The sequence below is a fragment of the Aestuariibaculum marinum genome (assembly GCF_014596975.1).
Classification (GTDB): Bacteria; Bacteroidota; Bacteroidia; order Flavobacteriales; family Flavobacteriaceae; genus Aestuariibaculum; species Aestuariibaculum marinum.
Genome location: NZ_JACVXD010000016.1, coordinates 1 through 25,148, shown reverse-complemented (window position 1 = coordinate 25,148; position 25,148 = coordinate 1). Strand labels below are relative to the sequence as shown.

General features: G+C 34.4%; 14 protein-coding genes. 3 read left to right on the top strand and 11 right to left on the bottom strand.

What is annotated here, in order from left to right; genetic code table 11:
* Window positions 1-313: 313 nt before the first annotated feature.
* From ICJ85_RS15595 to ICJ85_RS15550, 10 genes are all read right to left on the bottom strand, one after another.
* Window positions 314-721, bottom strand: a complete 408-nt coding sequence (locus tag ICJ85_RS15595) for a doxx family protein (RefSeq protein WP_188224732.1) — start codon at window positions 719-721, stop codon at window positions 314-316.
* A 69-nt stretch (window positions 722-790) separates the two neighbouring features.
* Complete coding sequence (locus tag ICJ85_RS15590; RefSeq protein WP_188224731.1) at window positions 791-2,257, bottom strand: vanadium-dependent haloperoxidase; 1,467 nt, start codon at window positions 2,255-2,257, stop codon at window positions 791-793.
* A complete protein-coding gene (locus tag ICJ85_RS15585) occupies window positions 2,244-4,271 on the bottom strand; it encodes a thioredoxin domain-containing protein (protein WP_188224730.1) in 2,028 nt (675 codons plus the stop codon). The genes ICJ85_RS15590 and ICJ85_RS15585 overlap by 14 nt, the downstream gene beginning before the upstream one ends.
* Window positions 4,272-4,446: 175 nt before the next feature.
* Window positions 4,447-7,794, bottom strand: a complete 3,348-nt coding sequence (locus tag ICJ85_RS15580) for a VCBS repeat-containing protein (protein WP_241739569.1) — start codon at window positions 7,792-7,794, stop codon at window positions 4,447-4,449.
* A gap of 219 nt (window positions 7,795-8,013) precedes the next feature.
* Window positions 8,014-11,244: a VCBS repeat-containing protein gene (locus ICJ85_RS15575; RefSeq protein WP_188224729.1), complete on the bottom strand. Its 3,231-nt coding sequence runs from the start codon at window positions 11,242-11,244 to the stop codon at window positions 8,014-8,016.
* A 238-nt stretch (window positions 11,245-11,482) separates the two neighbouring features.
* Entirely contained in the window at window positions 11,483-12,952 is a 1,470-nt protein-coding gene (locus ICJ85_RS15570; RefSeq protein ID WP_188224728.1) for a RagB/SusD family nutrient uptake outer membrane protein, read from the bottom strand.
* A 42-nt stretch (window positions 12,953-12,994) separates the two neighbouring features.
* Window positions 12,995-16,162 (bottom strand): SusC/RagA family TonB-linked outer membrane protein, encoded by a 3,168-nt coding sequence (locus ICJ85_RS15565; protein WP_188224727.1) that lies wholly within the window; start codon window positions 16,160-16,162, stop codon window positions 12,995-12,997.
* 159 nt (window positions 16,163-16,321) lie between these two features.
* On the bottom strand, window positions 16,322-18,412 hold the full coding sequence (locus ICJ85_RS15560; RefSeq protein WP_188224726.1) for an alpha-galactosidase: 2,091 nt from the start codon (window positions 18,410-18,412) through the stop codon (window positions 16,322-16,324).
* A gap of 33 nt (window positions 18,413-18,445) precedes the next feature.
* Entirely contained in the window at window positions 18,446-19,498 is a 1,053-nt protein-coding gene (locus ICJ85_RS15555; protein WP_188224725.1) for an alpha-L-fucosidase, read from the bottom strand.
* Between the two features lie 54 nt (window positions 19,499-19,552).
* Window positions 19,553-19,810, bottom strand: a complete 258-nt coding sequence (locus ICJ85_RS15550; protein ID WP_188224724.1) for a hypothetical protein — start codon at window positions 19,808-19,810, stop codon at window positions 19,553-19,555.
* 333 nt (window positions 19,811-20,143) lie between these two features.
* On the opposite strand from ICJ85_RS15550, the gene ICJ85_RS15545 reads away from it, so the two are divergent.
* Window positions 20,144-20,317: a hypothetical protein gene (locus ICJ85_RS15545; RefSeq protein WP_188224723.1), complete on the top strand. Its 174-nt coding sequence runs from the start codon at window positions 20,144-20,146 to the stop codon at window positions 20,315-20,317.
* A gap of 7 nt (window positions 20,318-20,324) precedes the next feature.
* Here ICJ85_RS15545 and ICJ85_RS15540 read toward each other — a convergent pair whose 3' ends face one another.
* On the bottom strand, window positions 20,325-21,347 hold the full coding sequence (locus ICJ85_RS15540; RefSeq protein WP_188224722.1) for a LacI family DNA-binding transcriptional regulator: 1,023 nt from the start codon (window positions 21,345-21,347) through the stop codon (window positions 20,325-20,327).
* Between the two features lie 464 nt (window positions 21,348-21,811).
* On the opposite strand from ICJ85_RS15540, the gene ICJ85_RS15535 reads away from it, so the two are divergent.
* Window positions 21,812-23,038: an MFS transporter gene (locus tag ICJ85_RS15535; RefSeq protein ID WP_188224721.1), complete on the top strand. Its 1,227-nt coding sequence runs from the start codon at window positions 21,812-21,814 to the stop codon at window positions 23,036-23,038.
* The gene (locus tag ICJ85_RS15530) at window positions 23,022-24,881 is read left to right on the top strand and encodes a trehalase family glycosidase (protein WP_188224720.1); all 1,860 of its coding nucleotides are present in this window, start codon (window positions 23,022-23,024) and stop codon (window positions 24,879-24,881) included. Before ICJ85_RS15535 ends, ICJ85_RS15530 begins: the two co-directional genes overlap by 17 nt.
* The last annotated feature ends 267 nt before the right edge of the window (window positions 24,882-25,148 follow it).

Genomic DNA, 25,148 nt, shown 5'->3' with positions numbered 1-25,148 from the left:
GTTGATTTTACTGCCTTTCGGCTTCGTAGCGGGAACAGGACTCGAACCTGTGACCTTCGGGTTATGAGTTCATCACCTGATAAATTCATAACACAAAATAAAGGCTTCCCGAATGCTATAATTTTCAATTCGTGTTCCAAAACGTGTTCAGTTTTGTGTTCACTTTGTTATTTAAATAATTTTAGCCAATTTAAATATTCTTTGTTAAAAGATAAATTTATTATTCGTCTATTTTTCAAAATCCTTCTTTAAATACAATTCTAAACTCCTTAACACTATTAAATCCAATTTATTCTATTTAGCACAATAAAACTTAATCTATTATACCTCTTTTATCTTTATGACAGTAATCAACAGGGTATATTAAAAACAGAGCACAAATAATTACCAAATTCTTTACTATATACTGCCCTACCAGTGTTAACACAAAAGGAGCACTGACAAAAGATATTTTTGGAAAAAATAATATTGGAACAAAAGTTAGCATTAGATGTATTATCGCAATCCTAATTATAAATTTAATCTTACAATTAACAATTAAAAACACTCCTATCATTACCTCAAATAAGGCCAAAATCAAAACACTTAACTTTTCTGGAATCAACTCAAAAGTTAATATTGCTATAGTTTGTTTAGCCAAACTATCTGCAGGGCTCACTCCTGGAAAAAATTTAAGACTACCAAACCATATATAAATCAGACCTATACTTATTCCAAGCAATCTGAATCGATTTATCTTTGATAAAAAAACATCCACATTAATTCAATTATAAGTTACTTAACTTTTATTTTATTCACCTAAATGTTGATTATAAAACTTCCAAGCTTGGTGGGCAACATCTCGTCCCAATTGCAAACCCGCCACGTTATCGGCCTGAATATGATAACCTCCCATTACTCTTGAAATACCAGCCATTTCAGCTGTTTTAGTAAACGTTGGAAATTCTAAGGTAACTTTTTTTCCAAAAAAATCAGGATCGGTTTCGGTGAGCGAACCTGGTATTAACTCTACCGACGCTCCAAAATACTCATCACCTGTATATAGTTTTAAGGCTTCCGCGCACGCACCACTAATAGTACTATGACCAGATGTATAGCTCGGAAACGGAGGACACAAAAAATTTGAGGGTGAATAGGGTCTCCAGTCATTACCGTCCATCTTCTGCAAACCTTTTCCTGGGCCTGCCCATGCAACAATTTCTTTACCCCCATAGTATTCATGAACCAACGCAAAAGGTCTGGCAAAATCGTAAAACATTTTAGATTCCCATGAGGCAATAAAAGCATCCATAGCTGTAATCTGATTTAAAAAATACATTTTAACGTCTTCATCCAAATTGTGCTGATCCCTAATGGAAACCTCTTGGGCAAATTTGAACCAGTGCCCTGCTTGTTGTACCGACTGTGGTCCATCTCTCATAAACTCAACCAAAGCCTTATGCTCGTCGGTTAAATTTGCCTGTAATTCTACTACCTCAGCAACTTCCATAGCCAATTGTTCAGACCCTACCATAGGTGGTGGCCCCGGTCTAAACTGACTTGCTGAGTCCATTGTAACAGGTTTTACCAATTGCCAATAAGGCGTTAGGCAACCTGGAGCATATTTACCCTTTTTAGCATCTGTAAAGTACTTTGGTTGCCAGCGGTTAACATCTACATTATCATCGGCATCATTTACTGGTTTATAACCAGTATAATCAAAGTATGGTTTTCCATTTGAACCTTCTTCATCACCATACTGATTAGAACCATCATGTTTTCTTGCTTCAATAACTGCTTTAGCTGCAAGATTGCCTATCCCCACTGGAGTACTTGGATCCATAGACACATCCATGGGATCAAGTCCCAATTCCCTCATATAATCCTCAAATACATCTGCATCAGAATAATAATATTCCAACAAGGCTCTGTAGGCAGCGTAACTCACAGCAATTTCCTTATTTTTTAAAGTATGTTCATTCTCAGGCCGTCTTTCTATTTCTGAGGCATAAACAGGAGTTGCCTTGTCGTTAAAACGTGACCAAGCATCAAACATAGCAACTGATATAAGTCCTAGATAGCGTGAAGTAACTGTTGGCCTCGGCTTAAATCGTTCGGTATCCCTTGCCTGTGCCTGTATGGCCATAAAACCCCATTTATAAGCGATATTTTGTTTCCCTTTAGGCTCTTCAATAATTTGAGTTTGCTGTTTTTCTTGTTTACATCCTAACGCGAGTAGCAACGTCGCTAAGATTAATACTAATTTAATTCTCTTCATAATTCTCCTGTATTTGTTTAATTGCTAATTCAACCTTTTCCATTGGTAACTTGCACATATTTTCCTGACAGATATAAATATAAGTTCCCCCTTCTGTATATCGATCTTCAAAAATGGCTATTGGGCAATTTTTTGGACTACCCACAATTAAAGCGTTTGGCAAATAAGTCTTATTTATATCTTTTAGCATAGATTTTGCTTCATCACCTATTATGGCCACCTCATATGAATCGGCCATAAAATTCAACAATTCACTAGCCCATAAGGTATAATAGGGCAAATATTCTCCCAGTTCGGACTGGATGTGAACTAACATTGTCTTGCCCTTATTTTTATAATCCTTATCAAAATAAATATTCCCCAATTGTAATAAGTTTTGGGCCATTACAGCATTGGGGGATGGATTAACCCCATCGTCTAGTTTTATGACTTGGGTAATTAATTCATCTTCACTAACAAAATTGTAAAATCCCTTTTTAGCATCGTAAAAAAGCGCATTGGTACGCTCCAACACATGTCTTGCTTCATCTAAATACGTCAAATCTGTTGTAGCTCTAAATAAATTGATTAGCATATTTATATAAAATGCATAATCTTCTAAAAACCCTTTATTGCCGACTTGCTTAGAAATATAGGAATGGTACAGTTGATTACCATTCATCAGGTTTTCCTTAATAAACTTGTGAATAGCGATACCTCTTTTAAGAAAGGTTTCATCTCCAAAAGCCATATAAGCCTCTATGTAGGCACTGGCTAGTTGTGCATTCCAAGAAGAAATTACTTTTTTATCTGTCAGCGGCTTAACCCTTTTATCGCGACGTTCTAATAATAGTCTCTTCCACTTCTCTTTATTTTTTAATAGTTCTTCTGTTGCAACATCCAATCGCTTAGACAAAACACTGTCCGTTTCGACAGGTTGAAGTACATAACCCACACCTTCGTCATCTAATTTAACTTTTAGGGTGTTGAATACCTTGCTAAAATCGTCTAACTCAACTCCCAGAACATTCTGCAATTCCTCATCATTCCATAAATAAAAACGTCCCTCTTCGCCATCACTGTCCGCATCAATAGCTGCGTAATACCCCCCTTTTCCATTAGCCATATTATTTTCTAAAAAAGAAAAAGTAGTATAAACAACATTCCTATATTTCGAATCTTTTGACGCCTTATAGGCATTAACGTAAAGGTCTATCATTTGCGCATTGTCGTATAACATTTTCTCGAAATGGGGCACCTGCCATTTATAATCTGTAGCATACCGAAAAAATCCACCTCCTATATGGTCAAATATACCGCCCAAAGCCATTTTATCTAAAGTCAACATAACCTGTTTATAGGCATCCTTATCCCCTAACATTACAGCATATTTTAATAGAAATTTCATCTTTACGGGTAGCATAAACTTTTCAGTAGCCTGATCGCCTCCCCATTGAGTATCCCATTTCCTTTTCCAATTCCCCATGGCTTCCTCTAGCTCCTGCAAACTAAAAGCATTCGTCTGCATTGTTCCCGCCATTGGTACAATCTCTTCTAAACCTTCTGAAACCTGCGCAGCATATTCATATAGTTTTTCGGGCTCGGATTTAAAATGTGCATTAAACCTCTTCAAAACTTTCGTCCAAACATCCTTTTCCATATAACTACCTATAAACACCGGGCGTCCGTCGGGTAGCGCTATAACATTTAGTGGCCAGCCTCCAGAACCGTTCATCATCTGGGCAGCCGTCATATACACTTGGTCAACATCAGGGCGTTCCTCCCTATCAACCTTAATGTTGATAAAATCCTGATTCATTACTTTCGCTACCTCTGTATCGGAAAAACTTTCCTCTTCCATTACATGACACCAGTGACAAGTAGAATATCCTATACTAATGATTAGAAGTTTGTTTTTAGTATTAGCCGAAGACAGTACCTCATCAGCCCAAGGATACCAATCTACCGGATTACTTGAATGTTGCAATAAATAAGGGCTAGTTTCGGCTGCCAAATGGTTAAGGCGTATCTCCATTGGCTGTTTATTTTTGTCTTTCTCACATGATATGGTAACCAGAAGCAGACCGCCAAAAAGAAATAAAGCGATAACCTTTTTGTAAATGATGCCTTCTCGATATATCTCAAAAAAACCCAAATTATATTTTATGAAAAATGGTTTCAATTTATTCTTTGTTTTGATTATTTTACATTTATGGATTGTACAGAATTACTTGTACATAATCGTCATTGCTCGCTGAGATAATCAATTTTTGTCCTTTACCATTTAGTAAGGCTAAACCTTTTACATCTCCACCTAAGCTCAATCCGCTTTCATATGGTGCTTGAGCCTTAAAGTTCCCTTTGCCATCACCTATTAAAAACACCCCTTGTCCTGCGTCATTTCGTGGGGTCTCCACTTCTGATGTAAATAAATTACCAGCCAATACCAAGTCTAACTTTCCATCACCGTTAAAATCTTCACTGATTATGCCATTAATCGCTGAAATCTGGGCTTCCATAGGCAAGGCTTTCGGTATAAAACTGCCTCCCAAATTTTCAAAATAAGTTGTAGCAAATGTTTTCGCCTGATAATGCAAAGCATCTTCCAATTTATCTTTTGTATAAACATCTTCAATAGTTGCTTTTGAAAAAGCATCGTAATTTTTAAACTTCCTGGTGATTCCCGGAATCTGCTGTGAAGAACATTCTCTGCCCCGGACAGGATATTGGATACCATCTGAATAATAGCCTAAAACAATATCCAGATTGTTGTTTTTATCAAAATCGGATGCATAGACATCAAATGTTTCGATGTTCGATGCCTGATATTTATAATTGCGTCCCAAATTACCAGCAACAACATCCCAGTCGCCATCGTTGTCAAAATCATCAACATCCACACTGTACCACCAACCTACACTGTTTTCGAGACCATATTCCTTGGTTTTTGAAATCAATTTGCCACCATCGTTCCTAAATATTGATATCGGCATCCACTCACCAACGACAATCAAATCTTTCCACCCATCTTTATCCATATCAAACCACTTCACATCTGTAACTAAGCCCGGTTTATAAAGGTCAGGTGCAACAGTTTTGGTAGCATCTACAAAGTGTAACACACCTTCTTTACTATCATTTCTCAGCAGATAGCTTCTTGCTGGCAATGGGTATTTTCCTGGTACAATCCTACCTCCTACAAAAAGATCCAAATCACCATCGTTATCAAAATCAGCTGCTTCAACCTTTGAGCCACTTGTAAGCATTTTGGGAAGGGCGTTTTTACTCTTGATAAAACTTCCAGTTCCATCGTTTATATATAATCGATCCTGCAAAAGTTCGGAATCTTCGGCAAATTCATTTCCACCGCTAACCACATACAAATCCATATCGCCATCATTATCCGCATCAAAAAACAAAGCCCCCAAATCTTCTTGAATGGCATCATTTTGTATATCCAATACAATAATTTCCTGAAATGTTCCGTCCAATTGTTGTTTGAAAATTCGGCCGGATTGACCATTAGCTCCACCAACAAAAAAGTCTTCCCTACCGTCATTGTTGATATCTGCTGTAGCAAGACCCGGACCGAACTGAGATGTTTTATGGGGAAGTAAAGGCTCATTTTTAAAATCATCAAATACGTTCTCCTCATGCTTATAAACAACACCTAATAGAGAGGTTACATTAGTGAATTTATAATTGACCGGATTATTATCCTTTACAGCAACTTTAAATTCATCGGAAGCATCATTATAGTTAACCTCAACCAAAGCATTACTTTGAATGTCTCTTTTTATTTCTTGTTTTCCATCAGGCCAAATAATAGTTACTTTATCAACTTTTGACTGTTTTCCTAATCCAAAATTTAGAAAAGGTTCAACAGACGATTGATAGCCTCTGGTTAGTATAAGCTCCTGAAACTGTTTAATTCCATCACATTCAAGAAACACTTTAGTACCTAATGCAAACTTGTTCTTTTCTGGACCATTAAACTTGAATCTTAGATAATGGTTTCCGGAAATTTTTGCTGCCTGATTTTCATAAATACTCGAAATACTATCAAGATTGGAAACCACTAAATCTAAATCGCCATCATTATCCAAATCTCCATAGGCCAAACCATTTGAAAAACCAACAAAATCAAGATTCCAACTTTGACTTACATCGGAAAAAGTGAGATCTCCATTATTTTTAAAAGCATAGTTATGTACTTTTTCAGAAGGCATTTTTTTTGTGAGCTCCAACATATTATGCTTAAATGCCATTGGCGTATAAGTCTTTAAAGTCTTGAAATAGTCTTTATTATTAATTTCCCTGCGCACCCCGTTGGTAACCACCACATCCTTCCAACCATCATTATCAAAATCAACCATTAGCGCACCCCAACTCCAATCTGTGGTAGCCATTCCTGCTAAGCGTGATATGTCACTGAAAGGCTGTATGACACCATTTACATCGCCATTGTTCAATTGAAGACAATTCTGCATGTATTGATAATGAAATCCCATATTTACATTGTCCCAAAACTTTTTAGGATTCATACTAGCCATATTGGCCTTACTACGACGATTATTTTCTGGGGTCATATCTAACTGAAAAAAATCTGATAGCCCGTCATTGTTGATATCGGCGATATCCACCCCCATACCGTACCATGCTGTATGCTTGGTTATGTCCTTAATACTCTCTTTAAACGTCCCATCTCCATTGTTTATGTAGAAATAATCAGGCGTAGCAAAATCATTAGAAACGTAAACATCTGGGTATCCATCGTTATTAATATCACTAATAGCAATACCTACGGTAAGCCCATAGTTCAAAATACCCGAAGATTTAGTAACATCAGTAAACCTAGTTCCTCCGTCATTTCTATACAACCTGTCACTAGAATCTAAATCTGGATTATCAATCAATTTTTTGTAAACAAAATTTGGTGTAGAAAACTTGGCGATGGGATAATTAGCCACATAAAGATCCAAATCACCATCTAAATCATAATCAAAAAAACTCGCCTGCATCGTATTGGTATTACCCGAAACACCATAGATTTCAGCACTTTCAGTAAAGGTTAAATCTTGATTGTTGATATAGAGCAAATTCTGTTTTGGACCAAATTTCCCAGCCACGGACACATAGATATCCAAAAAACCATCGTTATTAACATCGGCCATCGTCGTACCTGTAATCCATCGATTATCTGCACTTACCCCTGCCTTTTCGCTAATATCTTCAAACCTCATCCCCCCTTTGTTCAGGTACAATTTATTTGGAACTTGATTGCCTGTAAAATAAATATCGTTAAGACCATCATTATTGATATCTCCAATAGACACTCCTCCACCCATGTATATATAGGGGTATACAAAATAGTTCATACTATCAGTTTCTACCAAACGATTCTCAAAGTAAATACCCGATTGCTCCGGGCTAAGTTCTGTAAACAATTCTTGAACAACCATTTCTTCTTCTACTAGCTGCTCCTTTGCTTCTTTATGACAAGAGTAAACACTTAATAAAAGCATCCATATGAGTGTATATAGTTTATAATTTTTCATTGTATTAGTAATATCATCGTATTGAATAGCCTTAGGAACAGCTTCCTTTTTTAGGTTTCACCCCACCCTCACATTCATTTTTTATAAAGATTCAAATGTGTATTTTGTAACTATTGCGTATATGAACCTTGTTAACATACCTTTCTAATGAACAGCAAAAACCAGTAACCTTCTGCTTCGTTCAAAAAAGCAATAAATCCAAACATACTTTCTGTATTATTAATTAATACGGTATGCGTTTAATTTTCCGTTGTTAGCAGCTGCCAAAACCACCTTCCCATTGGAAGTTTCCAATAGAGCTAAATCTGTTATCTGACCCGAAAACAATATTCCTGAACGGTATGAAGGCATTGGATGAAAAGAACCATCGATTTTACCTTTTAAAAACAATCCGAAACCAGCATCATTACGAGGCGTTTCTACTTCTGAATTCATCAAATTACCCGCAATGATAATATCTTGAAATCCATCTCCATCAAAATCCTGAACTAACATGTCGTTAACCGAAGATACTTGTGCTTCAACTGGGAAAGATTTAAAAGCTAAATCCATATTGTTATCGAAAGAAAAAGTTCCTGAAGCAAAATTGGTAGCTGCATACCTAACTTTCGCACTATCTAAAGCCTTTTTACCATAAACGTCTTGCAAAGTTGCTTTTGAAAATGCTGTATAGTTTGGAAATTTCTTTTTAATTGAAGGAATCTGATCTGATGAACACGATCTTCCGCGAACTGGATACAAGGTTTCCTGATTGTAATATCCTAAAACAATGTCTGAAGAGCCATTTTCATCAAAATCATCACCATAAATTACAAACGGAAATTCGTGACTTGCCTGATATTTATAGTTTAAACCAAGGTTACCACCAATTATTTGCTTCGAACCATCTCCCTTTAAATCGGCTACAGTAACATGGTTCCACCACCCTATTTCTTTACTGGAATTGTTTATTTCAAAAGTTCCGTTATTATTCAATAGTGCGGTTATTGGCATCCATTCGCCAGAAATTAACAAATCTATTGTTCCATCGTTATTTAAATCGTTCCATTCTGCCGAAGTCACCATTCCAATATTTTTAAGGCCCGGAGCAACTTTATTGGTAATATCTTTAAATGTTCCGTTTCGATTTTCTAAAATGAAAGATTCTCCTGTATTTGGGTAATTTTGAGGCGACAATCTACCCCCAACAAAAAGATCAAGATCTCCATCGTTATCGAAATCGGAAGCTGTTACACAAGAGCCACTTGCTATAATTTTTGGTAAGGCATTTATATTTTTATTAAATACCCCTTTTCCATCATTTAAATACAGTCTATCCTGATAATGCTCATTTCCTTTTGGCAATTCATTACCTCCGCTAACCACATATAAGTCTAAATCGCCATCGGCATCAGCATCAAAAAATAACGCGCCCATGTCTTCATAAACCTTATCCTTTGTAAAACTTTGTTGAAAAGTATCTACAAAAGTTCCATCGGCACTTTGAATAAACAGCTTTCCGGATTGTCCCATAGCGCCACCAACATAAAAATCGTCGTAACCATCGCCATTAACATCGCCAACGGTAATGAAGGGCCCTAAAGTGGACATTTTATGAGGAAGCAGTGTTTCTTTATCGAAATCGTTATACTCGTTTTCCTGATGTTTGTAATTTATGTTAAGCTTTTCGGTAACTTCCGTAAATAATACATCTTGCTTTGAATACGTATTATTTTTAGATGCGTTATTGTCGTTCTGAACAATGTTTAATATTTGATTCCCGTCAACATTGGTTAAAGTTTGTAGATGTCCTGAAGGCCAAACTACTTTAAGCGTATCTACTTTTTGTACATCTCCTAATCCAAAATGAACCCTTGGTTCGGTAGAAGATTCAAAACCTCTCGTTAAAAACAACTCCTGAATTTGCTTATCTTCTCCCGTGACAACGATAATTTTCGCCCCCACACCAAAATAATTATCTTTTTTAGCTTTTAAACTAACCGTTAAGTAGTTCGTATTTGAATATTGATTCGATTTATTTTCAAAGATTGAAGAAGTGGCATCAAGATTATTAACAATCATGTCTAAATCTCCATCGTTGTCCAAATCGGCATAACTTGCTCCATTACTAAAACCTTTAAACGACAATCCCCAGTTCCCTTCACTTCTATCAAATTTCAAAGACTTCGAATTATGATACAAATAATTATCGACAGGTATTACTGGTAACTTACTTAAGGTTTCTGCAATATCATTTTGGGTAAGTTTATTGTAAGCCTGTTTTAATTTTAAATAAATAATAGCATCGTTGTCGTTAACATTTCTTCGTATACCGTTAGTTATAAAAATATCTTTCCATCCATCGTTATCAAAATCGAAAAACAACGGCCCCCAACTCCATTCTGTTTTTGCTAAGCCTGCAAGGTAAGCCACATCACTAAAGGTTCCTGAGCCTGTGTTTACCTGCAAACTATTTTTCATATATTGATGATGCAGTCCTAAACGTACTGCCTCGTAAAATTTTTCGGTATTCATAGCCGACATATTTGCTTTTTCCTGATCGTTCTGACTGGAAGCCATATCTACCTGTATTAAATCAATTAGCCCATCGTTATTAAAATCGGCTGCATCTGTACCCATACCAAAATTTGACGTATGGGTCATCATAGCATCTATCTCATTTTTAAAAGAGCCGTCCTTTTGATTGATGTATAAATAATCAGGCGCGTTAAAATCATTCGAGACATATATATCTGGCCAGCCGTCGTTATTAATATCACTTATACTTAGACCTAATGAAAGACCGAAATTTAGTATTCCAGAAATTTCAGTAACATCTGTAAATTTATTATTCCCGTCATTTCTAAATAATTTATCTGAATCTTCTAAGGAAGGATTATTTTTTTTATCGGCATAATAGTTATTACCAATTTGAAATGGTGTAGGCGGATAGTTTGCCACATATAAATCAAGATCACCATCGTTATCGTAATCGAAGAAAGCAGCTTGAACAGAATGCCCGTTATCTGCTATATTATAATTTTTGGCACTTTCTCTAAATGTATTATTGCCTTTATTAATGAAGAGTTCGTTTTCTCTGCTTTGTCCAGGACCAGAATAACACACATAAATATCTAAAAGTCCGTCATTGTTAACATCGGCCATGGTAACACCGTTCGCCCATTTGCCTTTAGTTCCAATCGTACCAGAGCTTTCACTAATATCTTCAAACTGTAAACTACCTTGATTTAAGTACAAGGCATTTTTCACCATATTTCCAGTAAAATATAGGTCGGGAAGTCCGTCATTATTTATATCTCCAGTGGCCACTCCCCCACCAAAGTACATATACGGAAAGGTATAGTAATTGAAGGTTTTAGTTTCGGTAAGTACGTTTGCGAACTTAACATTTGAAGAATCTGAATTTACTTGAACAAAAATATCGTCGGTTTTGTCCCACGAGGGCAACATCTTATTAGAGTGTCTATTACAGGACCACAAAAAAATCAGACCTAGTAATATTACAATTCTATTGTTTTTTTTTCTTTTAATTATGGTTGTTAGGGAAGAAACAAGCATCTTATTTAGTTTTTATGGTTAGAAAGTACCTGTTCAAATTTAGATTTGAACAGGTACTAATTTTTATGGTTTTAAACACATATTTTACTGATTATCATTCTACTGTTTAACAATCAATAAATTTCACTAATTAATAACCCGGATTTGGATTCCAACCATTAATATCAAGGGCTCCTTGAGGAATTGGAAATAACTCATCTTGTCCTACTTTGAAACCTCTAGCCCCATACATTTGAGAACCTAAATCTCTACTAACAAAATTGAAGTAAGATGTAGCTTCAAGAGCCAATTCAACCCTCATTTCTTTGTAGATTAGATCTCTTAATTCAGATTGACCTGGTAAGTAACCTAAAGTTGTTTGGATACCTGCCAATCCAGCTCTTTCACGTACCATATCTAAATACATTATCGCATTTTGTTGATCGTTAGCCCCTTCATTAAGTGCCTCTGCTTTAATTAACAACATTTCGGCAAAACGGATAATTTTAAAATTAACCGGACTATCTAAAGAACCAGCTCCTGAAGCTCCTGGATTAATATATTTTACGTTACCATACATGCTACCTGTGTTTGCAAAATGTCCGGAATTTTCTGGATCGAAAATATCTCCTAAAAATTCATCTCCAGGTTGTAATATAGTTGCAGGTAATCTTAAATCTCCAGCTTCGTATGAATTCACTAAATCTTCAGAAGGTGCTGAGAATCCCCAACCAAAAATAGCATCTTCGGCAGTTCCAATAGGTCCCCAAGTATCAGCTATTTGATTACCATTCCATTGTCCGTTATCAGACCATTGATCCGGACTAGAACCAGTATTATATTGAATTTCAAATAATGTCTCAATGTTATTATCGCCTTCGCCATTAAAGTTATTAGCATAATCTGGCACTAACGCGTAACTAGCAGGGCTCGCCATGATATCATCTACAATTTTACTAGCTTCTCCCCAGCGACCTGAATTCGCATATAATCTAGCCAATAACCCCTGGGCAGAACCTTTGGAAGCTCTACCTACATCGGCAGGCGCGTAATCTGAAGCATTTGGCAACAAATTAATTGCATCTAATAAATCTTCCTCTATGAATTTCAATACATCTGCTCTCGATGATCTAGGTAATGATTCGGTTGTTGCAGTTGGCACAAAATCATAAATTGGTAAACCACCCCATGTCATCGTTAAATTATAGTAATTTAAGGCTCGAATAAATTTAGCTTCACCTAGAACTCTATTTTTCAAGGCTTCATCCATATCAATATCTGGCACCTTTGTCAAAACCACATTAGCTCTTAAAACACCAGGCCAAATCGCTTTCCAATAATCATTTAATCTACCATTAGACGCATCAGATGTAAAATCCTGAAATTGCAACATAGCTGCTTGATCTCCAGAACCAAAACCACCTTTAATGGCATCACCTCCAGCAAGATTTCCAAGAATTGGATAGGCAAAACCATAATAGAATAAATTCTGAAATGGATCATAAGCTGCATTAACTGCAATCACGGCATCCTCTGCGGTTTGGTAAAAAACATCCTCGGTTAAAGTATCCTGAGGATCTAGGTCTAGAATGTTGTCACAACTTATAATTATGAGCGACATAATTGATAATATTATTTTAACTTTTGTTCTCATAGTATTTTTTTAAAATGAAATATTTAAACCTAAAATGAACGTCTTTGCTTGAGGGTACCCTCCATTATCTACCCCTGAAAACAATGCATTTTGATCAGGAGAACCAACCTCTGGATCTAAACCAATATCATATTTATCAATAGTAAATAAGTTTTGCCCTGAAGCATATACCTTAACTTTAGTAGCTCCAATGAAATTGAATATATCTTCCGGTAAAGTATAACCAATTTGCATTGTTTTTAATCTTACAAAAGAACCATCCCAAACACTATAGCTTGACACTCTGTAGTTGTTATTGTTATCTTGACCAACTCTTGGTACGGAATTACTTGTACCTGGTCCCGTCCATCTGTTATTATATAATACTGTGTATTTATTAGCTGAACTTGAGAAATTAGAAGCCAAAGCGTTTAAATTATTATAAACTTCGTTGCCGAAGACACCTTGAAAAGAGACACTAAAATCAAAATTTTTATAAGTAATACTTCCTTGAAGACCTGCAATATAATCTGGAATATTACTGCCCAATCTTTTACGATCTCCTTCATTAATTACACCATCGTTATTTAAATCGGCAAATTTCATATCTCCAGGAACAGCTCCATCTTGAGTAGGTGAATTATCAATTTCAGCTTGAGTTTGAAAAATACCTTCTTGCACCCATCCATAATAAGAAGCAATTTCTCCACCTACTTCGGTAATGGATTGGAATGTGCTTCCATCACCACCAAAAATAGGTTCACCTCCACCTAAACTAGTAACTTCATTATCAACAGTAGTTAAATTGGCATTTACATCCCACTGTACCTTATCTCCCTGGTGACGGTAACCTAGAGATAATTCTATACCTTTATTAACAACCGTACCAGCATTAACAATAGGTGTTACTGAAACCGAATTGTTAGCATATCCAAAAGATGATGGCACCGGAATTGGCAAAAGGATATCTGAAGTTTCTCTCTTGTAATAATCGAATCCGATAGTTAAAGCGTAATCAAATAACGTGGCATCGAAACCAAAGTCGGTTTGAGCTGTTGTTTCCCAAGACACATCTGGATTAGCCAAGTTTCCAGGATAAATTCCCGTAACTGCACTTTGATCTACACCGAATACGTAACTTGCTGTATTTTTTAATATACTTGAGTACTGGAAAGGATCAACTTCCTGATTTCCTAATTTACCCCAACTGGCTTTGAATTTAAGGTCATTAATTACATTTGTTAGAGGCTCAAAAAATGCTTCATCTGAAATCCTCCAACCTGCAGAAACAGAAGGAAACGTTCCATATTTTCTACCTGGACCAAATCTAGAAGACCCATCACGTCTTACACTAGCAGAGAATAAATATTTCCCCATATAATCGTAGGACAAACGTCCTAAATAAGACTGTAAACCCCACTCAAACCCGTTACCTAAGGCATTAGGATTTGAAGTACCAGCCGATAAATAATAAAGATTATCTGTTATATAACCATCTCTACTACCTAAATGTGATTCGTACTGCGAATGCTGTCTTGTAAAACCCGCTAAAACATTTAAGTTGTGAGCATCGTTAAAGGTTTTATTATATGTTAATGTGTTTTCTACTAAGAAAATAAGTTCATTACTATCGAATCTTTGCGATAGTTGTGGTAATGGGGGTCCTCCGGGTACCGCAACACCAGGGTTAAAATTATTCGATCCACCATATAAAAAGTCAGCACCCAAATTTAAACGATAAGTCAGTCCATTTAAAATATCATACTCTCCGTAAACATTTCCTAACATTCTTACCTTTTGATTTTCAAAAATAATCTTATCAGCAATTGCCATAGGGTTTAACCTAGGAAAAGTGATTCCAACGCTTGGTGGCCCTGCATAGTCTCCATTTTCGTCGTAAACAGGTATAACTGAAGGAAAAACAAGAGCTAACGAAGTAACCCCTCTGTTCGGGTCATCCGTTAAAGTACCATTCTCAAACGTTCTACTCGCTGTAAAACTATTTCCTACTCTTATTTTATTGTTTTCTCCTAGTTTATGGTCACTATTCATTCTTACCGACCATCTTTCGAAATCACTATTTTTAACAATACCATCTTGCTTAAAATTACCAAAACTCAAAGCATAAGTCGATTTTTCGTTACCACCAGAAATAGACACTTGTGCATTTCTAATAGGAGCTGAACCATAAATTTCATCGAACCAATTAGTATCAGCTGGATTTACAGGTACCGTACCTTCAAGTTCATTTATAAATTGTGCATATGCAGGTCCATCAAGAACATCAACACTACGTGCTGGTGTTTGAATACCTCCATATACATCTATATTCACTTTTGTTCGACCAGATTTACCTCGTTTAGTAGTAATTAAAACCACCCCATTCGCTGCTCTCGAACCATATATTGCAGCAGAGGACGCATCTTTCAAAATATCGATAGATTCAATATCATTAGGGTTAATAGTTGACAATACATTACCACTTTGTCCTGCACTAATACCACGGCCATTATTATCGTTAAATACTGGAACACCATCAATTACATATAATGGCTCACTATTTCCAGGAGTACCAACCCCTCTAATCCTGATGGAAACACCTCCACCTGGAGCTCCAGAGTTTTGTACCACCTGAACTCCAGCGGCTCTACCCGATAATGCCTGATCGAAACTTGCAACACTTTGTTCTTTAAGTTCATCACCTCCTACCGATGCAATGGCTCCGGTAATGTCTCTTTTTGATTTTGTACCGTATCCAATCACCACTACCTCATCTAAAGAAGATACATCCTCTTTTAATACAATGGTCATTTTAGATTGTCCATTTACAGGTACTTCCTTTGTTATATACCCTAAATAAGAAACCACTAAAACAGCATTTTTTCCAACCTCCAACGAGAAATTCCCATCAAAGTCGGTTTGAGCGCCATTAGTAGTACCTTTTTCCAGAACATTTGTTCCCGGAAGAGGTACACCATTTTCATCTGTTACTGTTCCTATTACCTGAGACTGTGTTGGAGTTTTGATTTGTTTATCTGATACAACTTTAATGACAGTGTGATTATTTGAATTTTCTGTAAGTGTAACAGCATTAAGATTTAAGCAATACGCCGATAGAAATACGGCTGCAAACTTCACCTTATAATTAGAAACTCCAAGGTTAAAAAAACACAACCTCTTATGTGTCAATTTTTTCATATGTTTGTAATCATTAGTTAATATTTTTTTTAAAAATTATGTAACTTAAAATTGTCGGGGTTATGTTGGAGCAGTCCCCGACTTTTTTTTATTACGTGTTTGGTTAGTTTTTCTTTTTTTAGTTTTTCATAGGCAGTTTTTCATTTGTTTAGTTATAGTTTATTTATTAAAATTTAGAATACGGATCTCTTTAGGCTCTAACTCAAATTGTAAGCTATCTCCATAACTATATAAACTCTTTAAATCTGTAGTATCTCCTTCGATTGGAGAGGATAGTGTGTAGATGCCTTTCTCTCTCTTTAAGCCAATTTCTCTATCCAACTTAATTATATAAGTCCTTTTTTCATTTGATGGATTATGAATAGAGATATACCCCTGATTTTCATTCCAAGAAGCATACCCATACACGTCCAATTTTTTAGGATTACCTCCGTGCATTTTTACATTTTTGAAAACAGGGAATACCTCTTCACTCCATTTTAAACCTTCTGCAACAACATCCCAGTCTGAATCTGATAATACGTCGGTTTTTAAATATAGTTCTATAAACCCAGTACCTCTAGATATATTCATAAGCAAATAGTCTTTAAAGATACTTTGATCTTCACCTGTTTTTACTTTCTTCGGCTCATGGTTAAATAAAGAACTCATCGGGAATTTTGTATTTTCCTCATTCCATATTTCATAATAAACACCATCTCTGTAAACCAGTTCGTCAGTTCTAGTACCTCCTTCTGCAGCATCACCAGCATTAATCATCCAAACAACATCGATATATTGTAACCACCAAGGACTTAAATATGCTCCATTGGTAATGGCAACAAACACATCTGGGTTAACTTTGTGCATTTTTTTAAATATGGCCATTAAACGCTCTGTGCCGTTTACCAGATAGTAAGTTTTCAATTCATCATATTTATGGTCACTTAAAACACTGTCATTCTCTACTAAATTTTCAACACCTAATTGCGGCATACTCGGCGTTCCACGTCCTTTCAATTCAAAATCACGAATATTTAAATGTCCAAAAAGGCCATCGAATTTAAAATAACTTACACCTCCCTTTTCAAGTTCAAGAATTCTATCCTCTAACATCTGCATATACTTAGGCCCGGTCATAGACATCGATCTCCCTAGTTTTTCCAGCCCCTGATCACCCATTTTTTCAACCATGGGTAATGCTCCTAAAATACTGGCTGGACTTAACCAAACACCTAGCATTGCATCAAGAGAATCAACAACTCTGTATGTATCGACTAAATTAGAAGAGAACTTATCGTTTATCTTCCAAACCTTATCTGACCAATCTGATTCCGGACGACGACTATCTTGCCAACCATCATCAATTACATAAGCTTTTAGTGGATTTACATCACGCTTATTTACTAACTCATCATTAACTTTTAATACACTTGTTTTAAAATTCTCTTTATTGACATTGGTATAAAAGTCAAACCATGAATTGTACTGTATTTGCAAGCGTAGCGGGCGAATTCTTATATCATCTATATACTCATAGAATGCTTCGTCTATGTATTGATATTCATCGGAAACGCCAATAACCGACTTGTAAGATGCATACTCTTCTCCCTTTTTTAAGGTATTACCCCATAAATAACCACAATGCAATTCATTACTTACGACCATATTTGTAGCGGCTGGAAATTCAATACCCCAAAATGTTGCCGTTTCTGAATCGTATAAAGGTTGCCCTAACCCTGGCTTCCATCCTGCCGCTACTCTTGTGGTAATTTCTTTTAGTTTATAAGGCTGATATGCGCCTTTTACATCCAGTGCTTCAACATCTATGCGCTCTACTGTTATCTGATTTTCAGAAATAATCGTTAAATATTTATGTATATAATTTTTGTCATTCCTCAATTCATAATTGACGGTTAGCTGCAATAGATTTTCTTGGTTAACTAAATGAACAGTCACATTTTGACTTTTAGTATTTTTTGACTCACTGATACTTACAACCTTAAAATCTTTTGAGGTTAACATCTTATCGCCTTCAATCTTGTCTGTCCCTTTTGATATTCTAAGACTAAATTCTTTATCATTTGTTGGATTAAGAATTTTTCCATTCACCTTATTTTCAATCTTTACCGTTTTCAGGTGATTATCTTGTACCGTAATAGTTCTGCTTAAAAAATCGTTTTCTAAAACAAACTCGTTTTGCTCATTTTTACAACTACTTAATCCTAAGATCAAAGCACTAACAAATAATATGTGTCTTAATATTTTCATTGAAATTATTTTCAAACTAGCTGAATAAAAGAATTACTTCTTCTCTAACATTTTACCGACCTCCAACAATATATCTACACTTTCTTTGGGCACATCTCCATTACCATCAGGTCCTATATTTAAAAGAAAGTTTCCACCTTTATCATTTATTTCATGTAACATGTTATATACTGTTTCAGCAGATTTCCATTCATGGTCATTCTTCTTGAATCCCCAAGACGTATTTAAAGTATAGCAAGATTCCCAGTTATAACTTAAAAGATCTTCAGGAGTTTCATCTTCCGGTGTTCCAAAATCCTTTTCGAATTTTTCACGAGTACCAAATCGATTGTTAACAAGAATACTTGGTTTTAAACTGCGTATATAATTGTATAAATCAAGCCCCATTTCATCTGTCCACCAATCGCACCATTCTCCATCAAACCAGATAATGTCTGTATCATAATTATCAATTAATTCTTTAATCTGATTTCTTACAAAAGTTTCATAATCTTTAGCCTTACCAAGCTTCATTCTGGTGAATTTCCAACGTTGCTGAACACTATCGCCGTCAATATTTCTTTCTTGGCTTATATGGTGCCAATCCAATATACTGTAATAGGTACCGAATTTAATACCATTCTTATCACAGGCTTCTTTCAATTCCTTTAATATATCTCTCCCTTTGAAAGGAGTATTAGCAACATCAAAATTGGTGTACTTACTATCGTATAAAGCAAAACCTTCATGATGCTTACTAGTAACAACCAAATACTTCATACCAGAGTCTTTGGCAAGCTTTGCAATTTCATCTGCATTAAAATTTTTCGGATTAAACGTATGAGTAAGCATAGCGTATTCCTGAGCTGGAATATCAGCATGAGCCTGTATCCATTCTGCATCGCCCCAAATATCTTTTCCTTTCCATTCACCACCTAACTGACTATAAAGACCAAAATGAATAAACATCCCAAATTTAGCTTCCTTAAACCAGGCTATGCGCTCTTTAAAGGCCTCAGGGGTTTCTTCGTGATAATAATCTCTTTCTTGTGCTGGTAGTATAAACGAAACAGCCAAAAGTAGAACTAATACATATTTGCTCATCATAATCATTATTAATTAAAAAGTTAGTTTACAAGTTGTTTAAGCTTATTTCACACACTAATTTAAGTGCATTCTTAAATCCATTATAGAATGGAATCCTTTTAAAGATGTTCCCTTTGAAATTGAAAATTTGTGATTTGGCTTTACTTGGGAAAGAAACTCTATTACCGGATCCAAGTTATTACACTTAGTTAAATCGGTAAGACCTTTAAAATCCTGTAGATAATAAATTCCTTGACAAACCTGATAATTAACTTTCCCTTTTAATAAAGAATAAGCCTCTTTACGTATTTTAAACTTATCAATTCTTTTCATGACCTCTTTAATTAGTTTATTTGGTATTTATAATTTTTAACTAAGTATTAAACATTATAATTTTCAAAACTATTTTGACCTTTCAAAACAGGTTCTTATTTAGTTTGGTTTTATAATATTATTACATATGTTCATAAAACTTCTGCTTTTTTATTTCGAAAACGTTTTCGATAATAACAAAAACGTTTTCGATAAATATTTTCCATTAAATTATTTAAGCATTTATAATTTTTGAATTGTTAAGTCAATTATGCTATACAATAAAGCAAGATTACATCTATGATAATCAGGTGTAACAATATATAATATGCACTATTATTAAAATTATATACAATGATAAATGCTGAATTATTTGAAGAGTTAGGGTTTAAAGCTGCGAAACTTGGTTATTTTAAAGAATGGCAAGACTTGGCGGTTCAACTAAGCAAAGAAAAGAAACTTAGTCTTTGTAATTCTGGAGAAATAGTCTTGGACACTTTAATAAAAAACCATACTCAATGCAAGTAAACTTGTGTTAACTCGATTCTCGAAAAATCATTTCTGTTGGAATAACAACTGTCTGGTGTTCTATAGGAGTATCATTCATTTTACTCTTTATTTCATAAAACAAAATATGAGCAGATTCCTCTCCTATTTGAAAAGCATGCTGTTCTACAGTTGAAAGTCCGGGACTTATAACAGATGACATAAACCAATTACTAAAACCAAACAATGCAATATCTTCAGGTACCCGAATACCATGATCATCAAAGTATTTCATAATACCAATAGCAATTAAATCGGTAATGGTAAAAATAGCATCAACCGTATTTCCATGATCTTTTAATAGCTTTTCTGCATTTTTATATCCGTCATCAAAATCAGCATTATTATTACACATATAAACTAAAGTTGGATCAAAAGAAATATTGTTATCCAGTAATGCTTGTTTATATCCTAAAAAACGATCAATTGAATTTTGAGGATTTAAATCACCTCTAAAATGTGCTATACGTTTATGTCCTTTATTAATCAAATAGGTCACAGCATCATAAGCTGCTTTCCTATCATCGATAAACACCTTGCTACATTTTAGTGTTTTAGAAATCTTGTCAAACAGAACAAGTGGTACACCATAATTAATTACTTTCTGTAAATGATCAAACTTCTTGGTATTATTTGACAAGGACACCAAAATACCATCTACCCCCTTACTCAATAGCAAATCAATTTGCTTCTTTTCTAGTTCAAAACTTTCGTTAGACTGCATAAGAATAACCATATAATCATTCTTTTCTGCTTCTTTTAATATGCCCTTTATAACATTTGAAAAAAAGTGATGAACCGTATCTGGTATAATAACACCAATTGTTTTAGATTGCTGCATTCTTAAACTGACTGCAAAGGAGTTAGGGGTATAATCCAGTGACTGAGCCAGATCTAAAACACGTTGTCTTGTAGTTTTGCTAACGTCTGGGTAATCTTTTAATGCTTTTGAAACGGTCGTAACCGAAATATTTAACTTTTCGGCAATTTGCTTCAAGGTTACAGTTTTCATATCTTTTAGTTAAGGTTGGTCTTTTAGCTGGTTTAAAATCAACTACCTTGTAAAGTAATTGAATCATTTCAAGATATGAAAACAAAAAACAAATCGAAAACGTTTTCGGTAAAAACGAAAATGTTTTCGATGATTTTTTTTCTAATTAATTTATTCTGATAACTACATTTGAGTAACTGAACTAAATACCTTATAAAATTTAAAGCAAGTATTTGCTTCTAATAAGATATTAAACAATTGGAATGGCCTTTTTAGGCTTTTCAAAGTCGGCAAAATCTAATTTTAGGATTAATAGCAAATTTTAGTTTCGGGTTTATATTCATTACATTCAATTAAAATGAATAAAATAGATTAAATACATCTATAAAATTTTATTAATAATCTAATTGGGATTATTCAAGTTGTTTGTGTTAAACACCGCTTGACATTAAACTTCGGGCGGTGTTTTTAAAAACTAATTAAAAATGAAGAATTTAGGAATTAAAGTTGCCTTATTCATTAATTATTTTGTCTTCGCAATTCTATTAAATAGTGTAGGAATTGTAATTAAACAAGCGATTGATAATTATGAAGTCTTAGAAACCCGTGCCAGTGCTTTAGAGGCTTTTAAAGACCTTCCTATTGCAATTGTTTCTTTCTTGGTGGCTTCATTCTTACCTAAAATAGGATACAAAAAAAGTATGCTTTTCGCTTTATTATTGGTTTTTTTTGGTTGTTTTTACATGTATTATGGTAACTCTTTTGCTTCTACAAAAGTGCTATTCTTAACAATAGGTATAGCCTTTGCCTTAATTAAAGTATCTGTATATTCAATGATAGGCTTACTAACCAAATCTACTAAAGAACATAGTAGTTTTATGAGTATTATAGAGGGTTTTTTTATGATTGGTATTGCATCTGCTTATTTCATTTTTCCTGCATTTTTCGACAATAAAAACCCGAATGCATGGTTGAATGTTTACCTGTTTTTAGCTGGATTAATCGCATTATCCTTCTTCATTCTGTTATTTTCTAAAATTAATGTAAAACCTGAAATATCGAATAAAACCATTACTCAAGATTTTATGGGTATGATTAAACTTATTATTTCTCCTTTGGTTATCTTTTTTGTTCTCAGCGCATTTCTATTTGTTATGGTAGAACAAGGCATTATGACCTGGTTACCTACATTTAACAAAAAAGTTTTATCCTTAAGCGATTCACTAAGTGTACAAATGGCCAGTATCCTTGCTATATCCTTAGCTGTGGGAAGATTACTAGCTGGAATGATAGTAAAAAGAATATCCTGGTTAGTCATTACCACAATATGTATAATCATTTCAATGATTATAGTTGTCGCTATCTTACCTAATATATTTGAATTAAAAACAACCGAAATAACCAGTGTTACAAAAATTACTTTTGCTGGCTTTATTTTTCCAATAATAGGTCTATTTATAGCCCCTATATACCCTTTAATTAATTCCGTTGTGCTTTCTGCTTTACCCAAACAATTACATAGTGCAATGACTGGACTAATTGTTATTTTTTCTGCGCTAGGAGGAACTTTTGGCTCCAGAATTATTGGGTACTTATTCGAGCATATTGGAGGACACAAGGCCTTTTACTTTATGCTAATTCCTATGACCATCCTTATTATCTCCCTTATAATGCTAAATAAAACTATTAGAAAACATGAAGTTATTTGTTAACAAAACAAAGCTTATTGATCAGCTATTAAAACAGGAAGATACTACAGGTAGCTTTACCATAACAGTTGATGATAATGGCAAAAAATCGTTTAAAATTCAAACAGATAAAGGAAATGATATTATCATTAAAGGTACATATCACTTATCTAATCTACTTCAGGAAGCAGCCCTTTTAAAAAGTGAAACAGGAATTATAGAGATAAAACATGTTAAAGAAGAACCAGTGTCAAGATTATCTCGGATAATTAAGGACTTTTATTGGGATAAACTAACACGAAACTTCGATAAGGGCAACCTGTTAAAGATACTTGAAGATGAAAAAATGAAGGGAGAATTTTTAAGGCTTTATGTTCCAGAAACAGATAAATACGCCTTAGAATTTCATAAAAAAAATGCTACTGAATTTAAAAATGTTAAAATTGAAACTATCCCAGAAAACATATCAAAAGAATTAATTACAGCTTTAAACAAAAAACCTGGTATTTTATCTTTAGCTTATTCACGTGAAAAAGGGCTTAGTATCCCCTTTGTTGTGCCAGGTGGACGATTCAATGAAATGTACGGCTGGGATAGCTATTTTATAGGATTAGGTCTTATTATTGATGATAAGTTTGAGCTAGCCCAAGCCATGATTGATAATTTAGAATATCAAATTATTCATTATGGTAAAATATTAAATGCCAACAGAAGTTATTATTTATCCAGATCTCAACCTCCATTTTTCACTTCTTTTCTTAAAACGTTTTATGAAACTTACAAAAATCGCATAACTATAAATTGGCTTACACAAAAAATAAACACTTCGCTTATCGAATATTTTAATGTTTGGATGACCGAAGGCATAAGATTAACACCTAACGGATTAAACCGATATTTCGGAGAAGGCACAGGAGCTCCAAGTGAAACTGAACAAGGTCATTTTGATGCAATTTATAAAATTTTTGCAAAAAAACACAGACTATCTTTAACTGAATTTAAAAAGCAATACAAAACCGGAAAAGTTATTGATCAGGATTTAGACATGTATTTTATTCACGATCGAAGTATGCGTGAAAGCGGCCATGATACAACAACTAGATTAGACAATTGTTCGGCAGACCTTAATACAGTTGACTTAAATAGCTTATTGTTTAAATACGAAAATGATATTGCCTATTTCATTAAAACTTATTTTAATGATGCTTTTTCATACAATGGAAAAATATACAGTTCAAAAGATTGGTTTGAAAAGGCTAATAATCGTAAAGCTTTAATGATACATTTTATGTGGAATGACAAAAATAAATGCTTTTACGATTATAATTATAAAAACAAAAGACAACAACCTTTTAATTCTGCAACAAACCTTTACCCCTTATGGTGCCAACTTTGCTCAACCCAACAGGCCAAAGACCTTGTTAAAGGACAGCTTGCAACCTTTACTTATAAAGGAGGAATAGCCTCAACCGGATTAATCAAAAACCTTTCAAAAAATATGCCCAATCGCCAATGGGACTATCCTTACGGATGGGCTCCACATCAAATGTTAATATGGGAGGGTTTAAATAACTATGGTTTTATCAATGAAAGTCAAGAGTTAATTTACAGATGGTTATGGCTTATAGTAAAAACGGCTGTTGAATATAATGGACTTATACCTGAAAAATTTAATGTAAACACCTGCACTCATAAAGTTAATGTAGAATATGGTAATGTCGGCACAAACTTTAAATACATACCAGATGGAGGTTTTGGTTGGACTAACGCCTCTTATAAAATGGGCATCAAACATTTAAATTCAAAATACATAAAACACCTCAATGAATTGGTCGACCCTGATATTGTCTTCAAAAAATCATTATAAACCTAGAATTAGAATTTTTAAAGTTAAATTAAAGCTTAGTAATGATATACTATTTTTAAGTCAATTTTCGGCATAATAAGGTAGCTTCAATCCTAAGCTAAATTCTTTAAAATTTCTTCAAAAAAAATCTCATTAACACTAAATACAATTATATTGTGTATCACAAAACACAAAACACCAAAATAATTGGTGCAACTACTTAAAGCCCCCTAAAACTCTTTAAAATGGCGTTTTTTGACTACAATCGTCATCTACACCACACTACTT